This is a genomic window from Streptomyces sp. NPDC001744, from assembly GCF_042892575.1.
Lineage (GTDB): Bacteria > Actinomycetota > Actinomycetes > Streptomycetales > Streptomycetaceae > Streptomyces.
Map to the genome: position 1 here is coordinate 145,331 of NZ_JBIAUG010000014.1, position 19,233 is coordinate 164,563.

A 19,233-nucleotide genomic window follows, 5' to 3' on the forward strand; every position below is an offset into this window, starting at 1 on the left:
GGCGGGGGAGGCACGGGGGGATCGCTGTCCGAAGCCTGTGGACGGCCACCGGCCGGACCGCCGGTCAGCCCACCGGCTTCGCGTGGTGGAGGTCCACGGTTCCCGCGTACCCGGGGAGGGTCACCGCCCCGTGCTCGTCCACCTTCCAGCCGAGCCCGTACGCCTTGACGTACAGCCGGTAGTTCTGGACCGCCGGGGAGTCGGCCAGCGCCCGGCCCAGCCTCTTCCGGTCGCCCACGGCGGTGATCCGGTACGGCGGCGAGTAGACGCGGCCCTGGAGGATCAGCGTGTTGCCGACGCAGCGCACGGCGCTGGTGGAGATGAGCCGCTGGTCCATGACCCGGATGCCCTCGGCGCCGCCCTGCCAGAGGGCGTTCACGACGGCCTGGAGGTCCTGCTGGTGGATGACGAGGTCGTTGGCCTGCGGTTCCGGGTAACCGGGGGCCGCGTGGGCGTTCGGCGGGGCGTCGTCCAGGGTGACGGTGAGGCCGGAGCCGGAGACCTCGTTGGTGCCCGCGGCCGTTTCGAGCGCTTCGAGCTTCTCGTCCTCCGCACGCGTGGAGCCGTCGTCGCGGGCGGCGAGGGAGTCGACCCGGGAGCGGAGGGCGGCGGTGGTCTCGTCCAGGCCCGCGTTCCTGTGGCTGCGCTCCTCGATGAGGTCGGAGAGCTTGAGGAGGGAGGTGTCCGTGCGGAGGTTGGTGCCCCGGGCGGTGTTGAAGCTGGTGACGAAGATCAGCCCGGCGAGGGCGAAAACGGCAAGGGTGAGCAGCCGGACGGGGCGCCACCTCGCGGTGCGGCCCGGCCCTTCGGGAGAGTCGGCGGAATTGCTCAACGTACCCTGATCCCCTTCGGTGCCGCGGAACCACTACGCTAACGGACGCCCGGGGGACGCAGTCGTCCTCCTTCGCCCCATCCCGGCGCCAGCCACAGTTCCCTGCGCGGTCACGCAGCGCATCGACAGGAGAGTCCCTCGTGCCGAAGTCACGTATCCGCAAGAAGGCCGACTTCACGCCTCCGCCCGCCAAGCAGGCCACCAGCATCAAGCTGACCAACCGCAGCTGGGTGGCGCCGGTGATGCTGGCCCTGTTCGCCATCGGTCTGGTGTGGATCGTCATCTTCTACGTCACCGACGGTTCCATGCCGATCGAGTCGATCAGGAACTGGAACATCGTGGTGGGCTTCGGGTTCATCGCCGCCGGTTTCGGCGTCTCCACGCAGTGGAAGTAGCGGCGGTCCAGCACCTCCACCGGTCACCCGTCAAGCTCTCCCCCCAGTTTATCCACAGCGTTGTGCACAGCACTGGATAACTTAAGAAGATCTGTGGATAACTTGCGCGAGGTTGACGCCGGTATGACCGCGCATCCTCTCCACAGAACCCGACGCACCCCTCGCCTCCCTGGAGAAACACCAGGTCAGAGGCGAGGGGTGCGCGCGTTCTCCACGGAACGGGAACAGTCCGCCACACACTGTGGATAACTCTGGGGAAAGCTTGCCCTCCAGCTCGTCCACAGCCTGATGCGCTCAGGTGAGCGCAGCCGAACGGGCCAGCACGATCCCCAGGTCGATCAGGAGCAGCAGTCCACAGGCTGTGCCCTGCACGAGGGTTCGGCGGGACCGGGGCGCGTGCACCAGCGCGTACGTCACCAGGGCACCGCCGACCAGGCCGCCGATGTGGGCCTCCCAGGAGATCCCCGGCCGGGTGAAGGTCAGCAGCAGGGACAGCGCCACGAAGAGGACGACCGGGCGCATGTCGTGCCGCCGGCGACGGGCGAGGACGACCCAGGCGCCGATCAGCCCGAACACGATCCCGGAGGCTCCGAGCGAGAACTGGTTCTGCGGCGAGAGCAGATAGGCGAGCACCGAGCCGGAGAGTCCGGAGAGCAGGACCAGGGCCGCGTACCTGACCCGGCCCAGCTCGGGTTCGACGATCCCGCCGATCACCCACAGGCCCAGCATGTTGAAGAGGAAGTGCGGGATCTCCTGATGGAGGAAGGCGGAGGTCAGCAGCCGGTACCACTCGCCGTCCGCGACCCCCGCGAGTTCACCGGTCGGGAGGTACGCGTACCCGATGAGGGCGAGGTCGTCCACGAGCCGGTCGCCCACCGCCTGGACGGCGAGGAAGAGCGCCAGGTTGACCGCGATGACGATCTTGGTGACGAGGCGTCCGTCCACGGCCATCCGGCCGCCCGCGAGCGTCCGGGGGTGCTGGGCGTCCGGAGCGTGCCCCGTCCCCGAACCGCCGCGCACGCAGTCGGGGCACTGGAAGCCGACCGAGGCGGAGGTCATGCACCGGGGACAGACCGGCGTGTCGCAGCGGGCGCAGCGAATGCCGGTCTCGGTCTCCGGGTGACGGGGGCAGTGCGGCAGGCCCGACTGCGGTTCCATGGGAGGTTCCCGTCCCTTCCGCCTCAGCGCTTCTCGATCACCACGGACTCGACGACCACGTCCTGGAGCGGCCGGTCGGTGTGCGGGTCGGTCGCGGTCGCGGCGATCGCGTCCACGACCTTCCGGCTCTCCTTGTCCACGACCTCTCCGAAGATGGTGTGCTTGCGGTTGAGCCAGGTCGCGGGGGCGACGGTGACGAAGAACTGCGATCCGTTGGTCCCCGGGCCGGCGTTGGCCATGGCCAGCAGGTAGGGGCGGTCGAAGAAGAGTTCGGGGTGGAGCTCGTCGGCGAACGCGTACCCGGGGTCGCCGGTGCCGTCCCCCAGCGGGTCGCCGCCCTGGATCATGAAGTCCTTGATGACCCGGTGGAAAACGGTCCCGTCGTAGAGCCGGTCCTTGGAGACCGCGCCGGTGGCGGGGTGCGTCCACTCGCGCTCGCCCGTCGCGAGCTCGACGAAGTTCCGGACCGTCTTCGGCGCGTGGAACGGCATCAGCCGCACCTCGATGTCGCCCAGGTTCGTCTTGAGGATCGCGTACAGCTGCTCGGCCACGGTCGTCTTCCGTCCACATCGGGTCGCGTCATGTCATGACTGTCTCTGGCGCGTCCGATCCTCGCATGCCCCGGATGCCCGCCCCACATGCCGGAGCCCGGTCCCGGAGGCATGATTCCGAAGAGGATGGATAGGCGAAAACCTGACATCGCCACCGAGGAGGAGGAATCCCGTGACCCGCATGGACAGCGTGCGCGCCGCCACAGGTTCGGCGAAGGAGAGTGTCCTGCACGCCGCCGACGCGGTGGCGCCCTACGCCGAGACGGCCAGGGACCACGCCACGCACTACGCGCACGAGGCGCGGGAACTGCTCGCGCCCACACTCACGAAGGCCGCCAAGCAGGCCAAGTCGCAGTACGCCTCCCACGTCGCGCCGCGCGTGCCGCCGCGGGTCGACGCGGCCGCGCAGCGGGCGGCGGTCAAGACCCGTCAGGTCGCCCGGCAGGCGGCCGAGTACACCGCTCCGCGCATCGAGAGCGCGGTCGCCGCGACCGGCCCCGCGCTCGAGGAGGCCGGGGCGCGTTCCACCGCGGCCTGGGCCGCGCTGCGCGGTCAGGTGACGCCGAAGGAGATCCAGAAGCTCCTCAAGAAGCAGCGTCGCCGGGCCAGGGCGGGGCGTTTCGCCAAGGGGCTCGCCGTCGCCGGCGTCCTGGCCGGGGGCGTGTTCGCCGCCTGGAAGTGGTGGGACAAGCAGTCCAACCCGGACTGGCTGATCGAACCGCCCGCGCCCACCGAGGTGGAGGAGAGCGGTGTGCTGACGTCCGTCGACGGCAGTGTCTCCGTCCTCGACCCCGAGGTGGAGGCCAAGGAGACCGAGGCCGCCGCCGATGCCGCGGCCGCGGAGGCCGCGGCGGCCGAGATCGCGGAGGCGGAAGCCGCCGAGCGCGACAAGGACCGCTGACGGGGCGGAGTCTCCGTCGAGAGGTTGCGCGGGAGTCCTGCCGGGAAGTCCGGTCGGGGCTCCTTCGCCTTTTCCGGGGCGGGGTCAGTGGGTCTTCACGGGGCCCGGTACGGGTTTCCTCCGGGGTCCGGTGCGGGCCTTCCGTCGAGGGCCGCGACGGAACACGCCTGTCGGGGGGCCGGAGGGGCCAGGGGGCCGACTGAGGGAGCTCGACGGGTTTCTCCGTCGGTGCCGGTCCGGAACGGTCGGGCGCCGGCCGGTGGTTCGGCCGCTGGTTCGGCCGGAGGGCGAATGAGGGTTCGGTCGGGTGTGACAGAAAGTGATCACCCCGTCATGACCCGGTGATCGGTCGGAGCCTTTCCCGGAAGCTCCACCGGCTTTTCGCCGGGAGCACTGCCGGAAGCGCCGGCCCGCCGCAAACACCGGGGATTTTCGCCGCGCTCTTCGTCCGGGAGTCCCGCCGGGAAGTCCGTCGGGCCTTTCCGGTTCCTTTCACGGTCTTCTCCACCAGGAATGCCGGCCGGGGTGTGCGCCGGTGGTGACGCGTCCCGCGTGCGGACACGAAGGGGGAAACGCGTCCCGGTCCTCCGCGCCCTACGCTCCCGCCGCGAGCGCCAGTTCCGTCAGCGCGACCGGGTCGCCCTCGGTGGCGGCGGGGGCCGAGGAGCGCTGCCGGGCGGCGGGAGAGGAACCGTGGGCCTCGGCGGCGATGCGCTGCTTGATGGTGGGCGGCAGGGAGCGGTCACCCGCGAGCGGCCACCGGTGCCGCACCCGCTGGGCCGGTACGGAGGCGTGGGTGCGCTCCGCGGCGGAGACGGACGCGGCGGGGGCCGTCGGCTCCTCGGGCTGCTGGACGACCGGCTGCTGGGCCGCGGCGGCGGTGCCCGCCAGGCCGGCGGAGGCGAGAAGGGCGAAGAGGACCGAGATGAAGGCGGTCCAGAACTGCTTGACCTTGGCGGTGGCCATGATTCCTCGCTTCTGTGACGTTCCCGGATGGTTCATCCCGAGTTGCGCGCTTCACTCGGCTTCCTCATGATGTGTCCGCACCCCGCGTTGTCGCGGACCGACGCCCCCGCCGCGCAGTTCTTCCGATGAACACCATCCATACGGAGCAGAAGAAGAGGCGGTCTCCCCGTACGGCGTGTACGGAGGCGGTGCGGACCGGGCCCGTCCCGGCGGTCCCGCCCGGCCCGGCCACCGCCCGGGAGCGGAACGCGAAACAGCCCTCCCCACCGTGGAAACGCGGCGGGAAGGGCTGTTCGAGAAGTGGAGCCTAGGGGAGTCGAACCCCTGACATCTGCCATGCAAAGACAGCGCTCTACCAACTGAGCTAAGGCCCCGGAACGGGAACAGCGTACCGGGTCACCCCCCATGTCCGGCAAAAAGATGGGGACTCCCGGTCCACGACCACTCTCCGTAAGATGTCGCCCAGGTTCGCAGTGGTGAACCGCAGGGATGGGGAGAAGTGATGGACGCAGCGCAGCAGGAAGCCACGGCCAGAGCCAGAGAGCTTCAGCGCAGTTGGTACGGGGAGCCGCTGGGGGCCCTCTTCCGCCGCCTGATCGACGATCTCGGCCTCAACCAGGCCAGGCTCGCGGCCGTCCTCGGCCTCTCCGCTCCCATGCTGTCCCAGCTGATGAGCGGTCAGCGGGCCAAGATCGGCAACCCGGCCGTCGTCCAGCGCGTCCAGGCCCTCCAGGAGCTGGCCGTGCAGGTCGCCGACGGCAGCGTCAGCGCCGCCGAGGCGTCCGGCCGGATGGACCAGATCAAGAAGTCGCAGGGCGGCTCCGTCCTCACCGGATCGGGCCAGACCACCACCGGCTCCGGCGCCCCGACCGTGCGCCGGGTCGTCCGCGAGATCCAGTCCCTGCTGCGCTCCGTCGCGGCCGCCGGCGACATCATCGAAGCCGCCGATTCCCTCGCCCCGGCCCATCCCGAACTGGCAGAGTTCCTCCGGGTGTACGGCGCGGGGCGCACCGCGGACGCGGTCGCCCACTACGAGTCGCACCAGAACTGACCCGGTCCCGGCAGCCGGCCGGCATCCGGAGGAACGACGCGACGGGGAGCGGGCACAGCGCGATGGGTGAGGTCTTCGCCGGACGGTACGAGCTGGTCGACCCGATCGGGCGGGGCGGGGCGGGCGCGGTGTGGCGGGCCTGGGACCACCGGCGCCGTCGTTACGTGGCGGCCAAGGTGCTCCTGCAGAGCGACGCCCACACGCTGCTCCGCTTCGTCCGCGAGCAGGCGCTGCGGATAGACCACCCGCACGTCCTGGCCCCGGCCAGCTGGGCCGCCGACGACGACAAGGTCCTCTTCACCATGGACCTGGTGGCCGGCGGCTCGCTGGCCCACGTCCTCGGGGACTACGGCCCGCTGCCGCCCCGCTTCGTCTGCGTCCTGCTCGACCAGCTGCTCTCGGCCCTCGCGGCGGTCCACGCCGAGGGGGTCGTCCACCGGGACATCAAGCCGGCCAACATCCTCCTCGACGCCACCGGCACCGGACGTCCGCATCTGCGCCTCTCGGACTTCGGCATCGCCATGCGCAAGGGCGAGCCCCGGCTCACGGAGACCGACTACGTCGTGGGGACGCCCGGCTACTTCGCCCCCGAACAGCTCCTCGGCGCCGAACCCGACTTCCCCTCGGACCTGTTCGCCGTCGGCCTGGTCGCGCTCTACCTCCTCCAGGGCCGCAAGCCGGACTTCCGGGCCCTGGTCGAGGACTTCGTCGCCCACGGCACCCCGAGCGCTCCCGAGGGCGTCCCGGAGCCCCTGTGGCAGGTGCTCGCGGGGCTGCTCCGGCCCGACCCCCAGTCCCGCTTCCGTACGGCCACGGGGGCGCGCAAGGCGCTGGGCGCCGCCGTCGAACTGCTCCCCGATCCCGACCCCGCCGAGGAGCCGGTCGAGATCTTCGACCAACTCGGCCCCCTCCCGCCGGGCTTCGGGCCCGCAGGTCCCGAGAAACCCGTCCGCTCCGGGGACTCCACGGGTTTCACGAACTCCCCGGCTCCCGCCGCCTCCGCCCGTGCCGAGGGCCCCTCGGCTCCCGAAAGCCACCCGGGGCACACGAGTCCCACGGGCCCCGGGCACCCCATCGGTCCCGAAACCCCCGCCGCTCCCGTCCCGGCCCCGGAGCCGGCCACTCCGCCGGCTCCCGGCCCTTCCGGGACGGGAAGCTTCCTCCTGCCCCCGCCGACCGCGCCTCCGGCCCCCGCCCCGGCCGTGCGTCCGGCGTCCGCTCCCGCGCCCGCCTTCGGCCCGGCTCCCCTCGTCTCCTCGCCGTACGAACAGCCCCCCGCGCCCCCGTACAGCGGCCCTCCGTACACCGCGTACCCGGCCCAGAGCCCCGCCCCGCCCCCGGGCTTCGCGCCCTCCCCGGGCTTCGGGCCGCCCGTGTCCGTCCCCGCGCGCCGGCCGGGACCGCCCCCGAAGGTGGCGGTCCCGGTGCTCCTGCTCGCGCTGGTCTGCCTCGCGGTCGGCTTCTGGGCCCTCGCCCGGATCTGAGGGCGGGGCACCGCACACGGGCCGCGGGCCGCTACGCCGCCCGCCTGCGCGCCACCGCCGTCCACGCCCCCAGGCCGGCCAGCAGGACCGTCCCGGTGCCGATCCCCGCCACGGCGACCAGGCGCAGGGAGTCCGCGCGCGCCGTCCCCTCCGCCGCCTGCGACCCGCCGACGCCGGTCTCGGCCGCCGCCCTGTCCTCCGCGGTCACGGCGAACGGTCCCGCGTCCCCGTCGTATCCGGGGCCGGGCTTCGGCGCGTTCAGCACGTTCACCCGCAGCGTCAGCGGAACCGGTTCGCCGCCGTACTCCTCGGCCACCTCCGGATCGAGCGTGGCCACCAGGTAGTACCAGCCGGCGAACCGCATCCCCTTCGTGGCGCTGTGGAACGAGACCCGGTTCTCGTGCGCCACCGGCCGCTGCGGGCCGAGCGGCAGCGTCGCGGGCTTCCCGCTGTAGCCGACGCCGCCCTCGGCGACCTGGCCGAACGCCGGGTTCACCAGGGTGAGCGACAGCGCGCCGGAGACGTATCCGCCGTCCTTGGTACTGCTTCCCAGCTCGGCGGTGGTGAAGAGCTGCTGCCCCCAGTCGAGGGGCACCCGGTAGAAGAGGGACTCCCCGGGCCGGATGTCGGACCGCCACTCGCCCCGCGTCAGCGGGACGGCCCCGTGGAACCCGGCGCCGCCCTGCCGGGGGCGCGGTCCTCCCGTCGGGGGCGCGGGCGTGCCGGAGGACCAGGTCTCGGGGAGCCGGGTCGGCCCGGCCTCCTTCAGCGGGGGCTCGGTCAGGTACCGGAGCTCCAGCTCCCAGTCGTCCCGCGAATCCGGCGAATCGCGCTCGACCAGCACGTAGAAGGTGCCCGCCCGCCGGCAGCCGGAGGCGCCGCCCGGACCGGTGGCGCGGTGGGCGTACCCGACGAGGGGCCGGGCGTAGTCGCTCGACCCGAACCCCACCCGCTGGGAGTCGCAGTCCGTGCCGGAACCGTCCCGCACGACCACCTTGAAGCCGTCGCCGGCCTTCACCGCGCTGCCGGGACCGGGCACGGCGACCACGGAGACGTACGCGTTCTGCCGGTCGTCGAGGTCGAGCCGGTAGTAGACCTTGCCGTCCTTCGCGAGCGTGTCGCGGTAGGTCCGCCCCGCCGTCAGCGGTACCGCGTCCGAGCTGGTCACGGCCCCCCGCACCCGCTGGGCCGCGGGGTCGAAGGCGTACGACGGGGCGGTGCTCCCCCCGCCCGTGCGGGCCTGGGCGGGCAGCGCCGCCGCTCCCACCGCCGCGGCGGCCGCGATCAGGGCCCCCGCCCTCCGGCCGAGGCCGAACCGCTTCCTCACGCGCCCCTCCTCTTCGCTGAAGCAATCAAATTATTCGCTCAGGCAAATGCAGGGAGAGCGGGGTCCGGTCCGGACCGCCCCCCGGACAGAGCGAAGCCCCGGCCCGCTCGCGCGCGGCCGGGGCTTCACCCCCAGACAAAACTCTTCTCAGACACCCGAACCTGCGGGCACGGAGTCGGTCGCCTCCGTCCACAGATCCTGCTCGGCGCGATCCGCCTGGATCTGGCGGTACACGAGGAGCCCGCCGATGGCGGCCAGTGCGACCAGGAGAAGCTTCTTCACCGCGCGACCTCGTCTTTCGTTGACGTAGGAGACTTCTGACGCCCACTCTACACATCGACCGATACCGATCGGTGACCTGTACGAGGTTCAAACCCACGACGTGGCCCGACCGCCCGGGAACCGGGAAAACGGAATCGGCCCGGACGGGAAACCGTCCGGGCCGATCGAAAATGTGGGGCTAACAGGATTTGAACCTGTGGCCTCATCCTTATCAGGGATGCGCTCTAACCAACTGAGCTATAGCCCCGCCGCGCTCTGCGGTGTGTGTCCCGCGCGCTGACTCCTGAAGATTAGCGCACGTGGGGGCCAGTCCCAAAATCGGTTCCCCGGGCCGGCCCCGCACGTCCTACTCGTCCTCGGCGAGCGTCAGCTCCACACCGCCCACGAAGCCGGCCGACAGGTTGTAGATGAACGCGCCCAGGGTCGCCAGAGCGGTCATCAGGACCACGTCGATCACGGCGATCACCGAGGTGAACATCAGCACCCGCGGCAGCGACAGGAAGGACTGCAGGTCGAAGCCGTTGGACTCGTTCGAGCCCGTGGCCTCGCTGATCGTCCCGCCGATCGTCGAGAAGACGCCCATGGCGTCCATGACCATCCACAGCACCGCGGCGGCCACGACCGTGCAGATGCCCAGCGCGATGGAGAGCAGGAAGCTCACCTTCATCACCGACCACGGATCGGCCTTCGCCACCCGCAGCCGCGCCTTGCGCGTCCGGGGCGTCGTGCGCGCCCCGGTGCGCGGCCGGCGCACGGCCCCGTCCCCCTTGCCGCCCGGCGCCGGAGCACCGTACGCCTGCGGCGGATGGTAGGGCCCGCCCGACGACTGCTGCGCGCCCGCGCGCTCGCCGGGCAGCGGCCCGTTGTAGGTCTCGTACGGGGGCTGCTGCCCCCGGTTGTCCGTCACCGCAACCCCCTGGGAGTCCGTGGCGGAGCCACGGGCGCCGTTCGCTCCAGCACCTGCAGAAGCTCCGGCGGCCGCCGATCCGGCGCCCGTGGCTCCACTCACGTCTTACTCCTCGTGCTCCCCGGCCGGAGGCTCCGTGCCCCCGGCTGTCCCGCCCTCGACCACTCCGGTCTCGGACACCTCGACCATGTCCTCGGCCCCGTCGGCGTCGTCGATCTCGTCGTCCTCGCCGCCGGCCTCGGCGTTCCGCGCGATGCCGACGACGGCGTCGCGCTTGCCCAGGTTGATCAGCTGGACGCCCATGGTGTCACGGCCGGTCTCCCTGACTTCATTGACTCGCGTACGAATCACACCGCCGGACAGCGTGATGGCGAGGATCTCGTCGGTCTCCTCCACCACCAGCGCTCCCACGAGCGATCCGCGGTCCTCCACGATCTTGGCGGCCTTGATGCCGAGGCCGCCACGGCCCTGGACGCGGTACTCGTCGACGGGGGTGCGCTTGGCGTACCCGCCGTCGGTCGCGGTGAAGACGAACGTACCGGGCCGGACGACATTCATCGAGAGCAGCTCGTCGTCCGCGCGGAAACTCATCCCCTTGACACCCGAAGTGGCGCGTCCCATCGGACGCAGCGCGTCGTCCGTGGCGGTGAAGCGGATCGACTGCGCCTTCTTGCTGATGAGCAGCAGGTCGTCCTCGGCGGAGACCAGCTCGGCGCCGATCAGCTCGTCTGCGAGGCCTTCGGCACCGTTGTCCAGTTCGCGCAGGTTGATCGCGATGACGCCGCCCGAGCGGGGCGAGTCGTAGTCCTTCAGCGCGGTCTTCTTCACCAGGCCGGCCTTGGTGGCGAGCACCAGGTAGGGCGCGGCCTCGTAGTCGCGGATCGCCAGGATCTGGGCGATCTGCTCGTCCGGCTGGAAGGCCAGGAGGTTGGCCACGTGCTGGCCGCGGGCGTCCCGGCCGGCGTCCGGCAGCTCGTACGCCTTGGCCCGGTAGACCCGGCCCTTGTTGGTGAAGAAGAGCAGCCAGTGGTGGGTGGTGGAGACGAAGAAGTGGTCGACGATGTCGTCCTGCTTCAGCTTCGTGCCCCGGACGCCCTTGCCGCCGCGCTTCTGCGAGCGGTAGTCCTCGGTCTTCGTCCGCTTCACGTAGCCGCCACGCGTGATGGTGACGACGATGTCCTCCTCGGCGATCAGGTCCTCGATGGACATGTCGCCGTCGAAGGGCACCAGCTTGGAGCGGCGGTCGTCGCCGAACCGCTCGACCAGCGCGGCCAGCTCCTCGCTGACGATCGCCCGCTGGCGCTCCGGGGAGGCCAGGATGGCGTTGTACTCGTTGATCCTCGCCTGGAGCTCGTCGTGCTCGGCGACGATCTTCTGGCGCTCCAGGGCGGCGAGGCGGCGGAGCTGCATCTCCAGGATCGCGTTGGCCTGAATCTCGTCGATGCTCAGCAGGCCCATCAGGCCGCCGCGGGCGGCCTCGACCGTGTCGCTGCGCCGGATCAGCGCGATGACGTCGTCGATCGAGTCGAGCGCCTTGAGCAGACCGCGCAGGATGTGGGCGCGCTCCTCGGCCTTGCGCAGCCGGAAGCGGGTCCGGCGGACGATGACCTCGATCTGGTGCGTCACCCAGTGGCGGATGAACGCGTCGAGCGAGAGGGTGCGCGGCACGCCGTCGACGAGCGCCAGCATGTTCGCGCCGAAGTTCGTCTGGAGGTCGGTGTGCTTGTACAGGTTGTTGAGGACGACCTTGGCGACGGCGTCGCGCTTGAGCACGATGACCAGGCGCTGGCCGGTCCGGGACGAGGTCTCGTCGCGGACGTCGGCGATGCCGCCGATCTTGCCGTCCTTCACCAGGTCGGCGATCTTCTGCGCGAGGTTGTCCGGGTTGGTCTGGTACGGCAGCTCCGTGACCACCAGGCACTGGCGGTTCTGGATCTCCTCGACCTCGACCACCGCGCGCATCGTGATGGAGCCTCGGCCGGTGCGGTACGCCTCCTCGATGCCCTTGCGGCCGACGACGAGCGCGCCGGACGGGAAGTCGGGGCCCTTGATCCGCTCGATCAGCGCGTCGAGCAGCTCCTCGTGGGACGCGTCGGGGTGCTCCAGGGCCCACTGGGCGCCGGCCGCGACCTCGCGCAGGTTGTGCGGCGGGATGTTGGTCGCCATGCCGACGGCGATGCCGGCGGAGCCGTTGACGAGCAGGTTCGGGAACCGGGCCGGCAGGACCGTCGGCTCCTGGTTGCGGCCGTCGTAGTTGTCCGTGAAGTCGACGGTCTCCTCGTCGATGTCGCGGAGCATCTCCATCGACAGCGGCGCCAGCTTGCACTCGGTGTAGCGCATGGCGGCGGCCGGGTCGTTGCCCGGGGAGCCGAAGTTGCCGTTGGAGTCGACCAGCGGCATGCGCATCGACCAGGGCTGGGCGAGGCGGACGAGCGCGTCGTAGATCGAGGAGTCGCCGTGCGGGTGGTACGTGCCCATGACGTCGCCGACGACGCGGGCGCACTTGTAGAAGCCCTTCTCGGGCCGGTAGCCGCCGTCGTACATCGCGTACAGCACGCGCCGGTGGACGGGCTTGAGGCCGTCCCGCACGTCGGGCAGCGCGCGGGACACGATGACGGACATCGCGTAGTCGAGGTACGAGCGCTGCATCTCGGTCTCGAGCCCGACGGGCTCGATCCTCAGCGCGCGCTCCTCCTCGGTGAGGGCGGAGGCGGCACGGGAGATGTCGTCGCCGTCGGGGGCAGGAGTGTTCTGGTCGGCCATGGCCGGTCGTCAGTCCTTTCGTACGGTCAGCGGGGACCGACTCAGATGTCGAGGAAGCGGACGTCCTTGGCGTTGCGCTGGATGAAGGAGCGCCGGGCTTCGACGTCCTCACCCATCAGCACCGAGAAGAGGTCGTCCGCCTGGGCGGCGTCGTCCAGCGTGACCTTGCCGAGCACGCGGTGGTCCACGTCCATGGTGGTGACGCGCAGCTCCTCGGCGTTCATCTCGCCCAGGCCCTTGAAGCGCTGGATCGAGTCCTCGCGGATCCGCTTGCCGTTCTGCTTGCCCAGTTCGACCAGGGCGTCGCGCTCCCGGTCCGAGTAGGCGTACTCGAAGTCGTCCCGGCCCCACTTGATCTTGTAGAGCGGCGGACGGGAGAGGTAGACGTGACCGGCCTCGACGAGCGGGCGCATGAAGCGGAAGAGGAACGTCAGCAGCAGGGTGTTGATGTGCTGGCCGTCGACGTCGGCGTCCGCCATCAGGATGATCTTGTGATAGCGGAGCTTCTCGATGTCGAAGTCCTCGTGGACGCCGGTGCCGAAGGCGGAGATCAGTGCCTGGACCTCGGTGTTCTGGAGGATCTTGTCGATCCGGGCCTTCTCGACGTTCAGGATCTTGCCGCGGATCGGCAGGATGGCCTGGTACATCGGGTTGCGGCCGGACTTGGCCGAACCGCCGGCGGAGTCGCCCTCGACGATGAAGATCTCGCACTTGGTGGGGTCGTTCGACTGGCAGTCGCTCAGCTTGCCGGGCAGGGACGCCGACTCCAGCAGGCCCTTGCGGCGGGTCAGGTCGCGCGCCTTGCGGGCGGCGACGCGGGCGGTGGCCGCCTGGATCGACTTGCGGACGATGTCCGCGGCCTCGACCGGGTTGCGGTCGAACCAGTCGGTCAGGTGCTCGTGGACGACCTTCTGCACGAAGGTCTTCGCCTCGGTGTTGCCGAGCTTGGTCTTCGTCTGGCCCTCGAACTGGGGCTCGCCGAGCTTGACCGAGATGATCGCGGTCAGACCCTCGCGGATGTCCTCGCCCGAGAGGTTGTCGTCCTTCTCGCGCAGCAGCTTCTTGTCGCGCGCGTAGCGGTTCACCAGACCGGTGAGCGCGGCGCGGAAGCCCTCCTCGTGCGTACCGCCCTCGTGGGTGTGGATCGTGTTCGCGAAGGAGTACACCCCCTCGGTGTACTGCGAGTTCCACTGCATCGCGATCTCGACCGAGAGCAGCCGGTCCTTGTCCTCGGCCTCGATGTCGATGACCGTGGGGTGGATCAGCTCGCCCTTGCGCGAGTTGAGGTACTTGACGAAGTCGACGATGCCGCCCTCGTAGTGGTACCGCACCGTGCGGGCCTCGGGCGCGGTCGCCTCCGCGTCCGGGTCGTCGGCGCCGACCGTGGCCTTCGCGGACTCGCGCTCGTCCGTCAGCGTCAGGGTGAGGCCCTTGTTGAGGAAGGCCATCTCCTGGAAGCGGCGCGCGAGCGTCTCGAAGGAGTAGTCGGTGGTCTCGAAGATGTCCGGGTCGGCCCAGAACGTCACCGAGGTGCCGTGCTCGTCGGTCGCCTCGTGCTGCGCGAGCGGCTCGACCGGGGCGCCCATCTTGTATTCCTGCGTCCAGCGGTGGCCGTCGGTCTTCACCTCGACGGCGACCTTGGTGGACAGGGCGTTCACGACCGAGACGCCGACGCCGTGCAGGCCGCCGGAGACCGCGTAGCCGCCGCCGCCGAACTTGCCGCCCGCGTGCAGGACGGTCAGGACGACCTCGACGGCCGGCTTGCCCTCGGACGGGACGATGCCCACCGGGATGCCGCGGCCGTTGTCGACGACGCGCACGCCGCCGTCGGCGAGGATCGTCACGTCGATGGTGTCCGCGTGCCCGGCCAGGGCCTCGTCGACCGAGTTGTCGACGACCTCCTGCACCATGTGGTGCAGACCGCGCTCACCGGTCGAGCCGATGTACATGCCAGGGCGCTTGCGCACGGCATCCAGGCCCTCGAGAACCTGGATGTTGCTGGCGGTGTACTGGTTGTTCTCGTTGGGATTGCCGGAATCGGCCACGAAGCGCCCTTTCTGGCACAGCACAGGCCGTTCTCCGGGCATACGGGAGCGGCTGCGTCGTTCGACATGTTCCGCAGGGTGGCGGGATTGTCTTCCAGTCTACCGGTAGCTCTGACACTCATGGGGGTTTGCCGGTACCTGAGTACGCATGTGCCGCCCTCGACGGGAGCGAGACGACTCCCCATATCCGGGGAGGGGCTTCAGAGCCCCCTGACGGCCACCCAGCGCTTCGCCTCGTAGCGCGTTGTGGGCATCCGGTCCGGTCCTGTCGCGGGGGGCCGGTCCGGTCCCGCCGGGGGCACCCGGTCCGGTCCTGTCGCGGGGCGTGGTCCGCGCCCCTCGCGAGGCCCCGGGCGGGCCCGGTGGGAGCCGGGCGGAGGGGGCGTGCGGTCCGGGGACCGAGGGCCGTCCGGCGGTCCGGGGTGGGCCCGGTGGTCCGGAGGGGGCCGGCGGTCGGAGGCGGACCCGGTGTCTTGGGCCGGGGGCCGGGCCGCGCCGGGCCGCGGCGGGTACGGCGGCCGCGGCCCGGCGCGGCGGTCGAGGCGGTCGAGGCGGCTACGGCGGGTACGGCGGCCGCGGCGGCCCGAGGGGACGGAACCGGGGCCGCCGGGGTGGTGCCGGGCCGGGTGCTCAGCCGTACGTGTCGCCGGGGCCCACCGATCCCGGCGCCCGCAGCGGCCCGTAGCCCCGCCTCGGCGCCCCCGGCCCCAGGACCTTGATCACCCGTACCGTTCCGTGCCCCAGGTCCTCGTTGAGCCGCGCCACCAGACGGGGCGCGAGGAGCCGCAGCTGTGTGGCCCACGCGGTCGAGTCGCACTGCACGGTGAGGACCCGGGCGTCCGGATCGTCGTCGAACTTCAGCGGTACACAGTGCTTCGCCAGGTCCTCGCCGACGATCTGCGGCCACCGGCCCATGACCCCGCCGACCGCAGCCGGTGTCTCCCAGCCCCGCTCGGTGATCAGCCGGTTGATCGCGGCACCGAGTGCCATCGGGTCGCGCCCGTCGGCACGCGCGCCGGAACGCAGCCCGCCGCCGCGCCGGGCCTGCTTCTTCTGCTGGGCGGCCGCACCCCGCGCCTTCGCCTGCTCCTTGGCGGCGCGCAGCGCGACCCGGGCGAGGTCGACGCCCGAGGGTTCGGGGGCCACGGCGCTGTCCACAGGCTGGGGACGGTTCTTCTCGCTCATCCGCGCTCCACGGTCATACGCGTTCCACTGTCCCTCCGGCCACCGCGTACCGCGCCCCCGCCAGGACGCCCGGCACGTCGTCGTCGACGGCGGCCGTCACCAGGACCTGCTCGCCGTGCGCCACCAGCTCCGCCAGCCGTTCGCGCCGGCGCGCGTCCAGTTCGGCGAAGACGTCGTCGAGGACGAGGACCGGCTCGTTGCCCTCGGCCCGCAGCAGGTCGTAGGAGGCGAGCCGCAGCGCCAGCGCGTACGACCAGGACTCGCCGTGGCTCGCGTACCCCTTCGCGGGCAGGTCACCGAGCTTGAGCAGCAGCTCGTCCCGGTGCGGTCCGACGAGCGTGACGCCCCGCTCGATCTCCTGCGTGCGGACCTCGGCGAGGGCGGCGAGCATCTGCTCGTACAGCTCCTCGCGCGTGCTTCCGGCGCCGGGGGCGGAGGACCGGTACTCCAGCAGGACCGGCCCGCCGGAGGGCGCGAGCCGGTCGTACGCCTTGTCCGCGAGCGGCTGGAGCGCCCCGACGAGGTCGAGGCGCTGGGCGAGCAGTTCGGCGCCCGCCCGGGCCAGGTGCTGGTCCCAGACGTCCAGGGTCGACAGGTCCATGGCCCGGCCGCCGTGCCGCCGGGCCATCGCGGTCGACTTCAGGAGGGTGTTGCGCTGCTTGAGCACGCGCTCGTAGTCGGCGCGCACGCCCGCCATGCGCGGCGCGCGCGCCGTGATCAGGTCGTCGAGGAAGCGCCGGCGTTCGCCGGGGTCGCCCTTCACCAGGGCGAGGTCCTCGGGCGCGAACAGCACGGTCCGTACGATCCCCAGGACGTCACGCGGTCTGACCTGCGAGGACCTGTTGATACGGGCGCGGTTGGCCCGGCCCGGGTTGAGTTCCAGCTCGATCAGCTGGGAGCGCTCGCCCTGGGTGACGGCGGCCCGGACGATCGCGCGCTCCGCCCCCATCCGCACGAGCGGGGCGTCGGAGGCGACGCGGTGGCTGCCGAGGGTCGCGAGGTAGCCGACGGCCTCGACCAGGTTGGTCTTGCCCTGGCCGTTGGCGCCCACGAAAGCGGTGACGCCCGGGTCGAGCGGGACCTCGACCCGGGCGTAGGAACGGAAGTCGGCCAGCGACAGATGCGTGACGTGCATGGTTGGGCGCCGACCTTCCCCGGCTGCCGTGCACCGCCGGGTGCACAGCCTGTGGATTACTTCTTCGTCTCGACCGCGTGGCCACCGAACTGGTTGCGCAGCGCGGCGATCATCTTCATCTGCGGGGAGTCGTCCTGCCGCGAGGCGAACCGCGCGAACAGCGACGCGGTGATCGCCGGCAGCGGTACGGCGTTGTCGATGGCGGCCTCGACGGTCCACCGTCCCTCGCCGGAGTCCTGCGCGTAGCCGCGCAGCCCGTCCAGGTGCTCGTCCTCGTCCAGCGCGTTCACCGCGAGGTCGAGCAGCCAGGAGCGGATGACCGTGCCCTCCTGCCAGGAGCGGAAGACCTCGCGCACGTCGGTGACGGAGTCGACCTTCTCCAGGAGCTCCCAGCCCTCGGCGTACGCCTGCATCATGGCGTACTCGATGCCGTTGTGGACCATCTTCGCGAAGTGGCCGGCGCCGACCTTGCCCGCGTGGACCGAGCCGAAGTCGCCCTCGGGCTTGAGCGCGTCGAAGACCGGCTGGACCTTCGCCACGTTCTCGGCGTCGCCGCCGTACATCAGCGCGTAGCCGTTCTCCAGGCCCCACACGCCGCCCGAGACGCCGCAGTCGACGAAGCCGATGCCCTTGGCGGCCAGCTCCTCGGCGTGCTTCTCGTCGTCCGTCCAGCGCGAGTTGCCGCCGTCGACGACGACGTCGCCGGGGGAGAGCAGCTCGGCCAGCTCGTCGATGGTGGACTGGGTCGCGGCACCGGCCGGGACCATGACCCACACGACACGGGGGCCCTTGAGCTTGTTCACAAGCTCTTCGAGGCTGTGGACATCGGCGAGGTCCGGGTTGCGGTCGTATCCGATGACGGTGTGGCCTGCGCGGCGGATGCGCTCGCGCATGTTGCCGCCCATCTTGCCGAGACCGACGAGACCGAGCTCCATCAGAGATTCCTTAAGCGTCGTGTGCGGTTCGTACCCGCGTCCGAGCCTACGCCCGGACGCGGGTGCACACCTGTGGGGTCGGCCGCTCAGGCGAAGCCCCGGAGGCCCGGGACCGCCGGGGCTTCGCCCCCTCCCGGGGGACGGCTCCGGCCCCCGGGCCGACGGCGTCAGCCGCTGAGGCGCACCGGCATGATCAGGTACTTGTACGCCTCGTCCGCCTCGGCGTCGACGGCCGGCCTGCCGCTGAGCAGCGCCGGCTTGGTGGAGGTGGTGAAGGAGAGCTGGGCGACCGGGGAGTCGATCGCGCTCAGGCCGTCGAGCAGGAAGGTCGGGTTGAAGGCGATCGAGATGTCGTCGCCCTCCAGCTGGGCGTCGACCCTCTCCACAGCCTGTGCGTCGTCGCTGGAGCCCGCTTCCAGGATGAGCACGCCCTGCTCGAAGCTCAGCCGGACCGGGGTGTTGCGCTCGGCCACCAGGGCGACGCGCTTGACGGCCTCGACGAAGGGGGCGGTCTCGATCACCGCGACCGAGTTGAACTCGGTGGGGAAGAGCGTCCGGTACTTCGGCAGGTCGCCCTCGAGCAGCCGGGTGGTGGTGCGGCGGCCCGCGCCCTCGAAGCCGATGAGGCCCTCGCCCTTGCCGGAGCCCGAGAGCGCCAGGGTGACTGTGTCACCGCTGGTGAGCGCCTTGGCGGTGTCCAGGAGGGTCTTCGCGGGCACCAGGGCGACCGCGGAGGCGTCCGGGGACTCCGGCTTCCACAGGAACTCGCGGACCGCGAAGCGGTAGCGGTCGGTGGAGGCCAGGGTGACCGTGTCGCCCTCGATCTCGATGCGCACACCGGTGAGGACGGGCAGCGTGTCGTCACGGCCGGCGGCGATGGCCACCTGCGCGGCGGCGGAGGCGAAGACCTCACCGGGGACGGTGCCCGTCGCGGTGGGCATCTCCGGCAGTGCCGGGTACTCCTCCACAGGCAGGGTGTGGAGGGTGAAGCGGGAGGAGCCGCAGACCACGGTCGCCCGTACACCGTCTGTGGAGATCTCCACGGGACGGTTGGGGAGGGCGCGGCAGATGTCGGCGAGCAGGCGACCGGAGACGAGGACGGTGCCGTCCTCCTCGACCTCGGCCTCGACGGAGACCCGCGCGGAGACCTCGTAGTCGAAGCTCGAGAAGCTCAGGGCGCCGTCCTCGGCCTTCAGCAGAAGGCCCGCGAGTACGGGCGCCGGCGGACGGGCCGGGAGGCTGCGGGCCACCCAGGCCACCGCCTCCGCGAGTACATCGCGCTCCACCCGGATCTTCACCGGAACCGCCTCCTGCTG

General features: G+C 71.3%; 17 protein-coding genes and 2 tRNA genes. 4 read left to right on the forward strand and 15 right to left on the reverse strand.

What is annotated here, in order from left to right; all coding sequences use genetic code 11:
* Positions 1–64: 64 nt before the first annotated feature.
* Positions 65–832: a DUF881 domain-containing protein gene (locus tag ACFYZY_RS18580; RefSeq protein ID WP_388695083.1), complete on the reverse strand. Its 768-nt coding sequence runs from the start codon at positions 830–832 to the stop codon at positions 65–67.
* Positions 833–972: 140 nt separating this feature from the next.
* On the opposite strand from ACFYZY_RS18580, the gene crgA reads away from it, so the two are divergent.
* Positions 973–1,227, forward strand: a complete 255-nt coding sequence (gene crgA / locus ACFYZY_RS18585) for a cell division protein CrgA (RefSeq protein WP_388695086.1) — start codon at positions 973–975, stop codon at positions 1,225–1,227.
* A 294-nt stretch (positions 1,228–1,521) separates the two neighbouring features.
* Here the strand turns inward: crgA and ACFYZY_RS18590 are convergent, their stop codons facing one another.
* Together ACFYZY_RS18590 and ACFYZY_RS18595 are read right to left on the reverse strand one after the other, a co-directional pair.
* Complete coding sequence (locus ACFYZY_RS18590; RefSeq protein WP_388695088.1) at positions 1,522–2,385, reverse strand: rhomboid family intramembrane serine protease; 864 nt, start codon at positions 2,383–2,385, stop codon at positions 1,522–1,524.
* Between the two features lie 23 nt (positions 2,386–2,408).
* Complete coding sequence (locus ACFYZY_RS18595; protein WP_388695091.1) at positions 2,409–2,936, reverse strand: peptidylprolyl isomerase; 528 nt, start codon at positions 2,934–2,936, stop codon at positions 2,409–2,411.
* Positions 2,937–3,108: 172 nt separating this feature from the next.
* On the opposite strand from ACFYZY_RS18595, the gene ACFYZY_RS18600 reads away from it, so the two are divergent.
* A complete protein-coding gene (locus ACFYZY_RS18600; protein ID WP_388695094.1) occupies positions 3,109–3,837 on the forward strand; it encodes a DUF5324 family protein in 729 nt (242 codons plus the stop codon).
* Between the two features lie 594 nt (positions 3,838–4,431).
* On the opposite strand, the gene ACFYZY_RS18605 is transcribed toward ACFYZY_RS18600, so the two are convergent.
* Together ACFYZY_RS18605 and ACFYZY_RS18610 are read right to left on the reverse strand one after the other, a co-directional pair.
* Complete coding sequence (locus ACFYZY_RS18605; protein ID WP_388695096.1) at positions 4,432–4,803, reverse strand: DUF6344 domain-containing protein; 372 nt, start codon at positions 4,801–4,803, stop codon at positions 4,432–4,434.
* Between the two features lie 301 nt (positions 4,804–5,104).
* Positions 5,105–5,177: transfer RNA gene (locus tag ACFYZY_RS18610), tRNA-Ala, on the reverse strand.
* Between the two features lie 128 nt (positions 5,178–5,305).
* On the opposite strand from ACFYZY_RS18610, the gene ACFYZY_RS18615 reads away from it, so the two are divergent.
* Both ACFYZY_RS18615 and ACFYZY_RS18620 read left to right on the forward strand, forming a co-directional pair.
* Positions 5,306–5,854, forward strand: coding sequence for a helix-turn-helix domain-containing protein (locus ACFYZY_RS18615; RefSeq protein ID WP_388695098.1), 549 nt, complete (start codon positions 5,306–5,308; stop codon positions 5,852–5,854).
* A gap of 62 nt (positions 5,855–5,916) precedes the next feature.
* Positions 5,917–7,338 (forward strand): serine/threonine-protein kinase, encoded by a 1,422-nt coding sequence (locus ACFYZY_RS18620; protein WP_388695099.1) that lies wholly within the window; start codon positions 5,917–5,919, stop codon positions 7,336–7,338.
* Positions 7,339–7,369: 31 nt separating this feature from the next.
* Here ACFYZY_RS18620 and ACFYZY_RS18625 read toward each other — a convergent pair whose 3' ends face one another.
* The 10 genes from ACFYZY_RS18625 to dnaN all read right to left on the reverse strand — a co-directional run bounded on the left by ACFYZY_RS18625 (position 7,370) and on the right by dnaN (position 19,215).
* Complete coding sequence (locus ACFYZY_RS18625) at positions 7,370–8,665, reverse strand: hypothetical protein (RefSeq protein WP_388695102.1); 1,296 nt, start codon at positions 8,663–8,665, stop codon at positions 7,370–7,372.
* A gap of 147 nt (positions 8,666–8,812) precedes the next feature.
* Entirely contained in the window at positions 8,813–8,947 is a 135-nt protein-coding gene (locus ACFYZY_RS18630; protein WP_003958712.1) for a DLW-39 family protein, read from the reverse strand.
* A gap of 173 nt (positions 8,948–9,120) precedes the next feature.
* Positions 9,121–9,194, reverse strand: a tRNA-Ile gene (locus tag ACFYZY_RS18635).
* Positions 9,195–9,293: 99 nt separating this feature from the next.
* Positions 9,294–9,956, reverse strand: a complete 663-nt coding sequence (locus tag ACFYZY_RS18640; RefSeq protein WP_388695104.1) for a DUF3566 domain-containing protein — start codon at positions 9,954–9,956, stop codon at positions 9,294–9,296.
* A gap of 3 nt (positions 9,957–9,959) precedes the next feature.
* Positions 9,960–12,617, reverse strand: a complete 2,658-nt coding sequence (gene gyrA / locus ACFYZY_RS18645) for a DNA gyrase subunit A (protein WP_388695105.1) — start codon at positions 12,615–12,617, stop codon at positions 9,960–9,962.
* 41 nt (positions 12,618–12,658) lie between these two features.
* Positions 12,659–14,686, reverse strand: a complete 2,028-nt coding sequence (gene gyrB / locus ACFYZY_RS18650) for a DNA topoisomerase (ATP-hydrolyzing) subunit B (RefSeq protein ID WP_388695107.1) — start codon at positions 14,684–14,686, stop codon at positions 12,659–12,661.
* 606 nt (positions 14,687–15,292) lie between these two features.
* Positions 15,293–15,847 (reverse strand): DUF721 domain-containing protein, encoded by a 555-nt coding sequence (locus tag ACFYZY_RS18655; protein WP_388695109.1) that lies wholly within the window; start codon positions 15,845–15,847, stop codon positions 15,293–15,295.
* 13 nt (positions 15,848–15,860) lie between these two features.
* Entirely contained in the window at positions 15,861–16,982 is a 1,122-nt protein-coding gene (recF, locus tag ACFYZY_RS18660) for a DNA replication/repair protein RecF (protein WP_388695112.1), read from the reverse strand.
* Between the two features lie 56 nt (positions 16,983–17,038).
* On the reverse strand, positions 17,039–17,917 hold the full coding sequence (gene gnd / locus ACFYZY_RS18665) for a phosphogluconate dehydrogenase (NAD(+)-dependent, decarboxylating) (protein ID WP_388695115.1): 879 nt from the start codon (positions 17,915–17,917) through the stop codon (positions 17,039–17,041).
* 167 nt (positions 17,918–18,084) lie between these two features.
* Positions 18,085–19,215 carry a DNA polymerase III subunit beta gene (dnaN, locus tag ACFYZY_RS18670; protein ID WP_125664301.1) on the reverse strand — a complete coding sequence of 377 codons (1,131 nt, stop codon included), beginning with the start codon at positions 19,213–19,215 and terminating at the stop codon, positions 18,085–18,087.
* Positions 19,216–19,233: the final 18 nt, after the last annotated feature.

What these genes read in the sequence shown, in the direction of transcription:
- ACFYZY_RS18620 (WP_388695099.1), top strand. Translation starts at nt 5,917, where the DNA reads ATGGGTGAGGTCTTCGCCGGACGGTACGAGCTGGTCGACCCGATCGGG.
- ACFYZY_RS18615 (WP_388695098.1), top strand. Translation starts at nt 5,306, where the DNA reads ATGGACGCAGCGCAGCAGGAAGCCACGGCCAGAGCCAGAGAGCTTCAG.
- ACFYZY_RS18590 (WP_388695088.1), bottom strand. Translation starts at nt 2,385, where the DNA reads ATGGAACCGCAGTCGGGCCTGCCGCACTGCCCCCGTCACCCGGAGACC.
- ACFYZY_RS18605 (WP_388695096.1), bottom strand. Translation starts at nt 4,803, where the DNA reads ATGGCCACCGCCAAGGTCAAGCAGTTCTGGACCGCCTTCATCTCGGTC.
- ACFYZY_RS18655 (WP_388695109.1), bottom strand. Translation starts at nt 15,847, where the DNA reads ATGAGCGAGAAGAACCGTCCCCAGCCTGTGGACAGCGCCGTGGCCCCC.
- gyrA (WP_388695105.1), bottom strand. Translation starts at nt 12,617, where the DNA reads ATGGCCGACCAGAACACTCCTGCCCCCGACGGCGACGACATCTCCCGT.
- recF (WP_388695112.1), bottom strand. Translation starts at nt 16,982, where the DNA reads ATGCACGTCACGCATCTGTCGCTGGCCGACTTCCGTTCCTACGCCCGG.
- gnd (WP_388695115.1), bottom strand. Translation starts at nt 17,917, where the DNA reads ATGGAGCTCGGTCTCGTCGGTCTCGGCAAGATGGGCGGCAACATGCGC.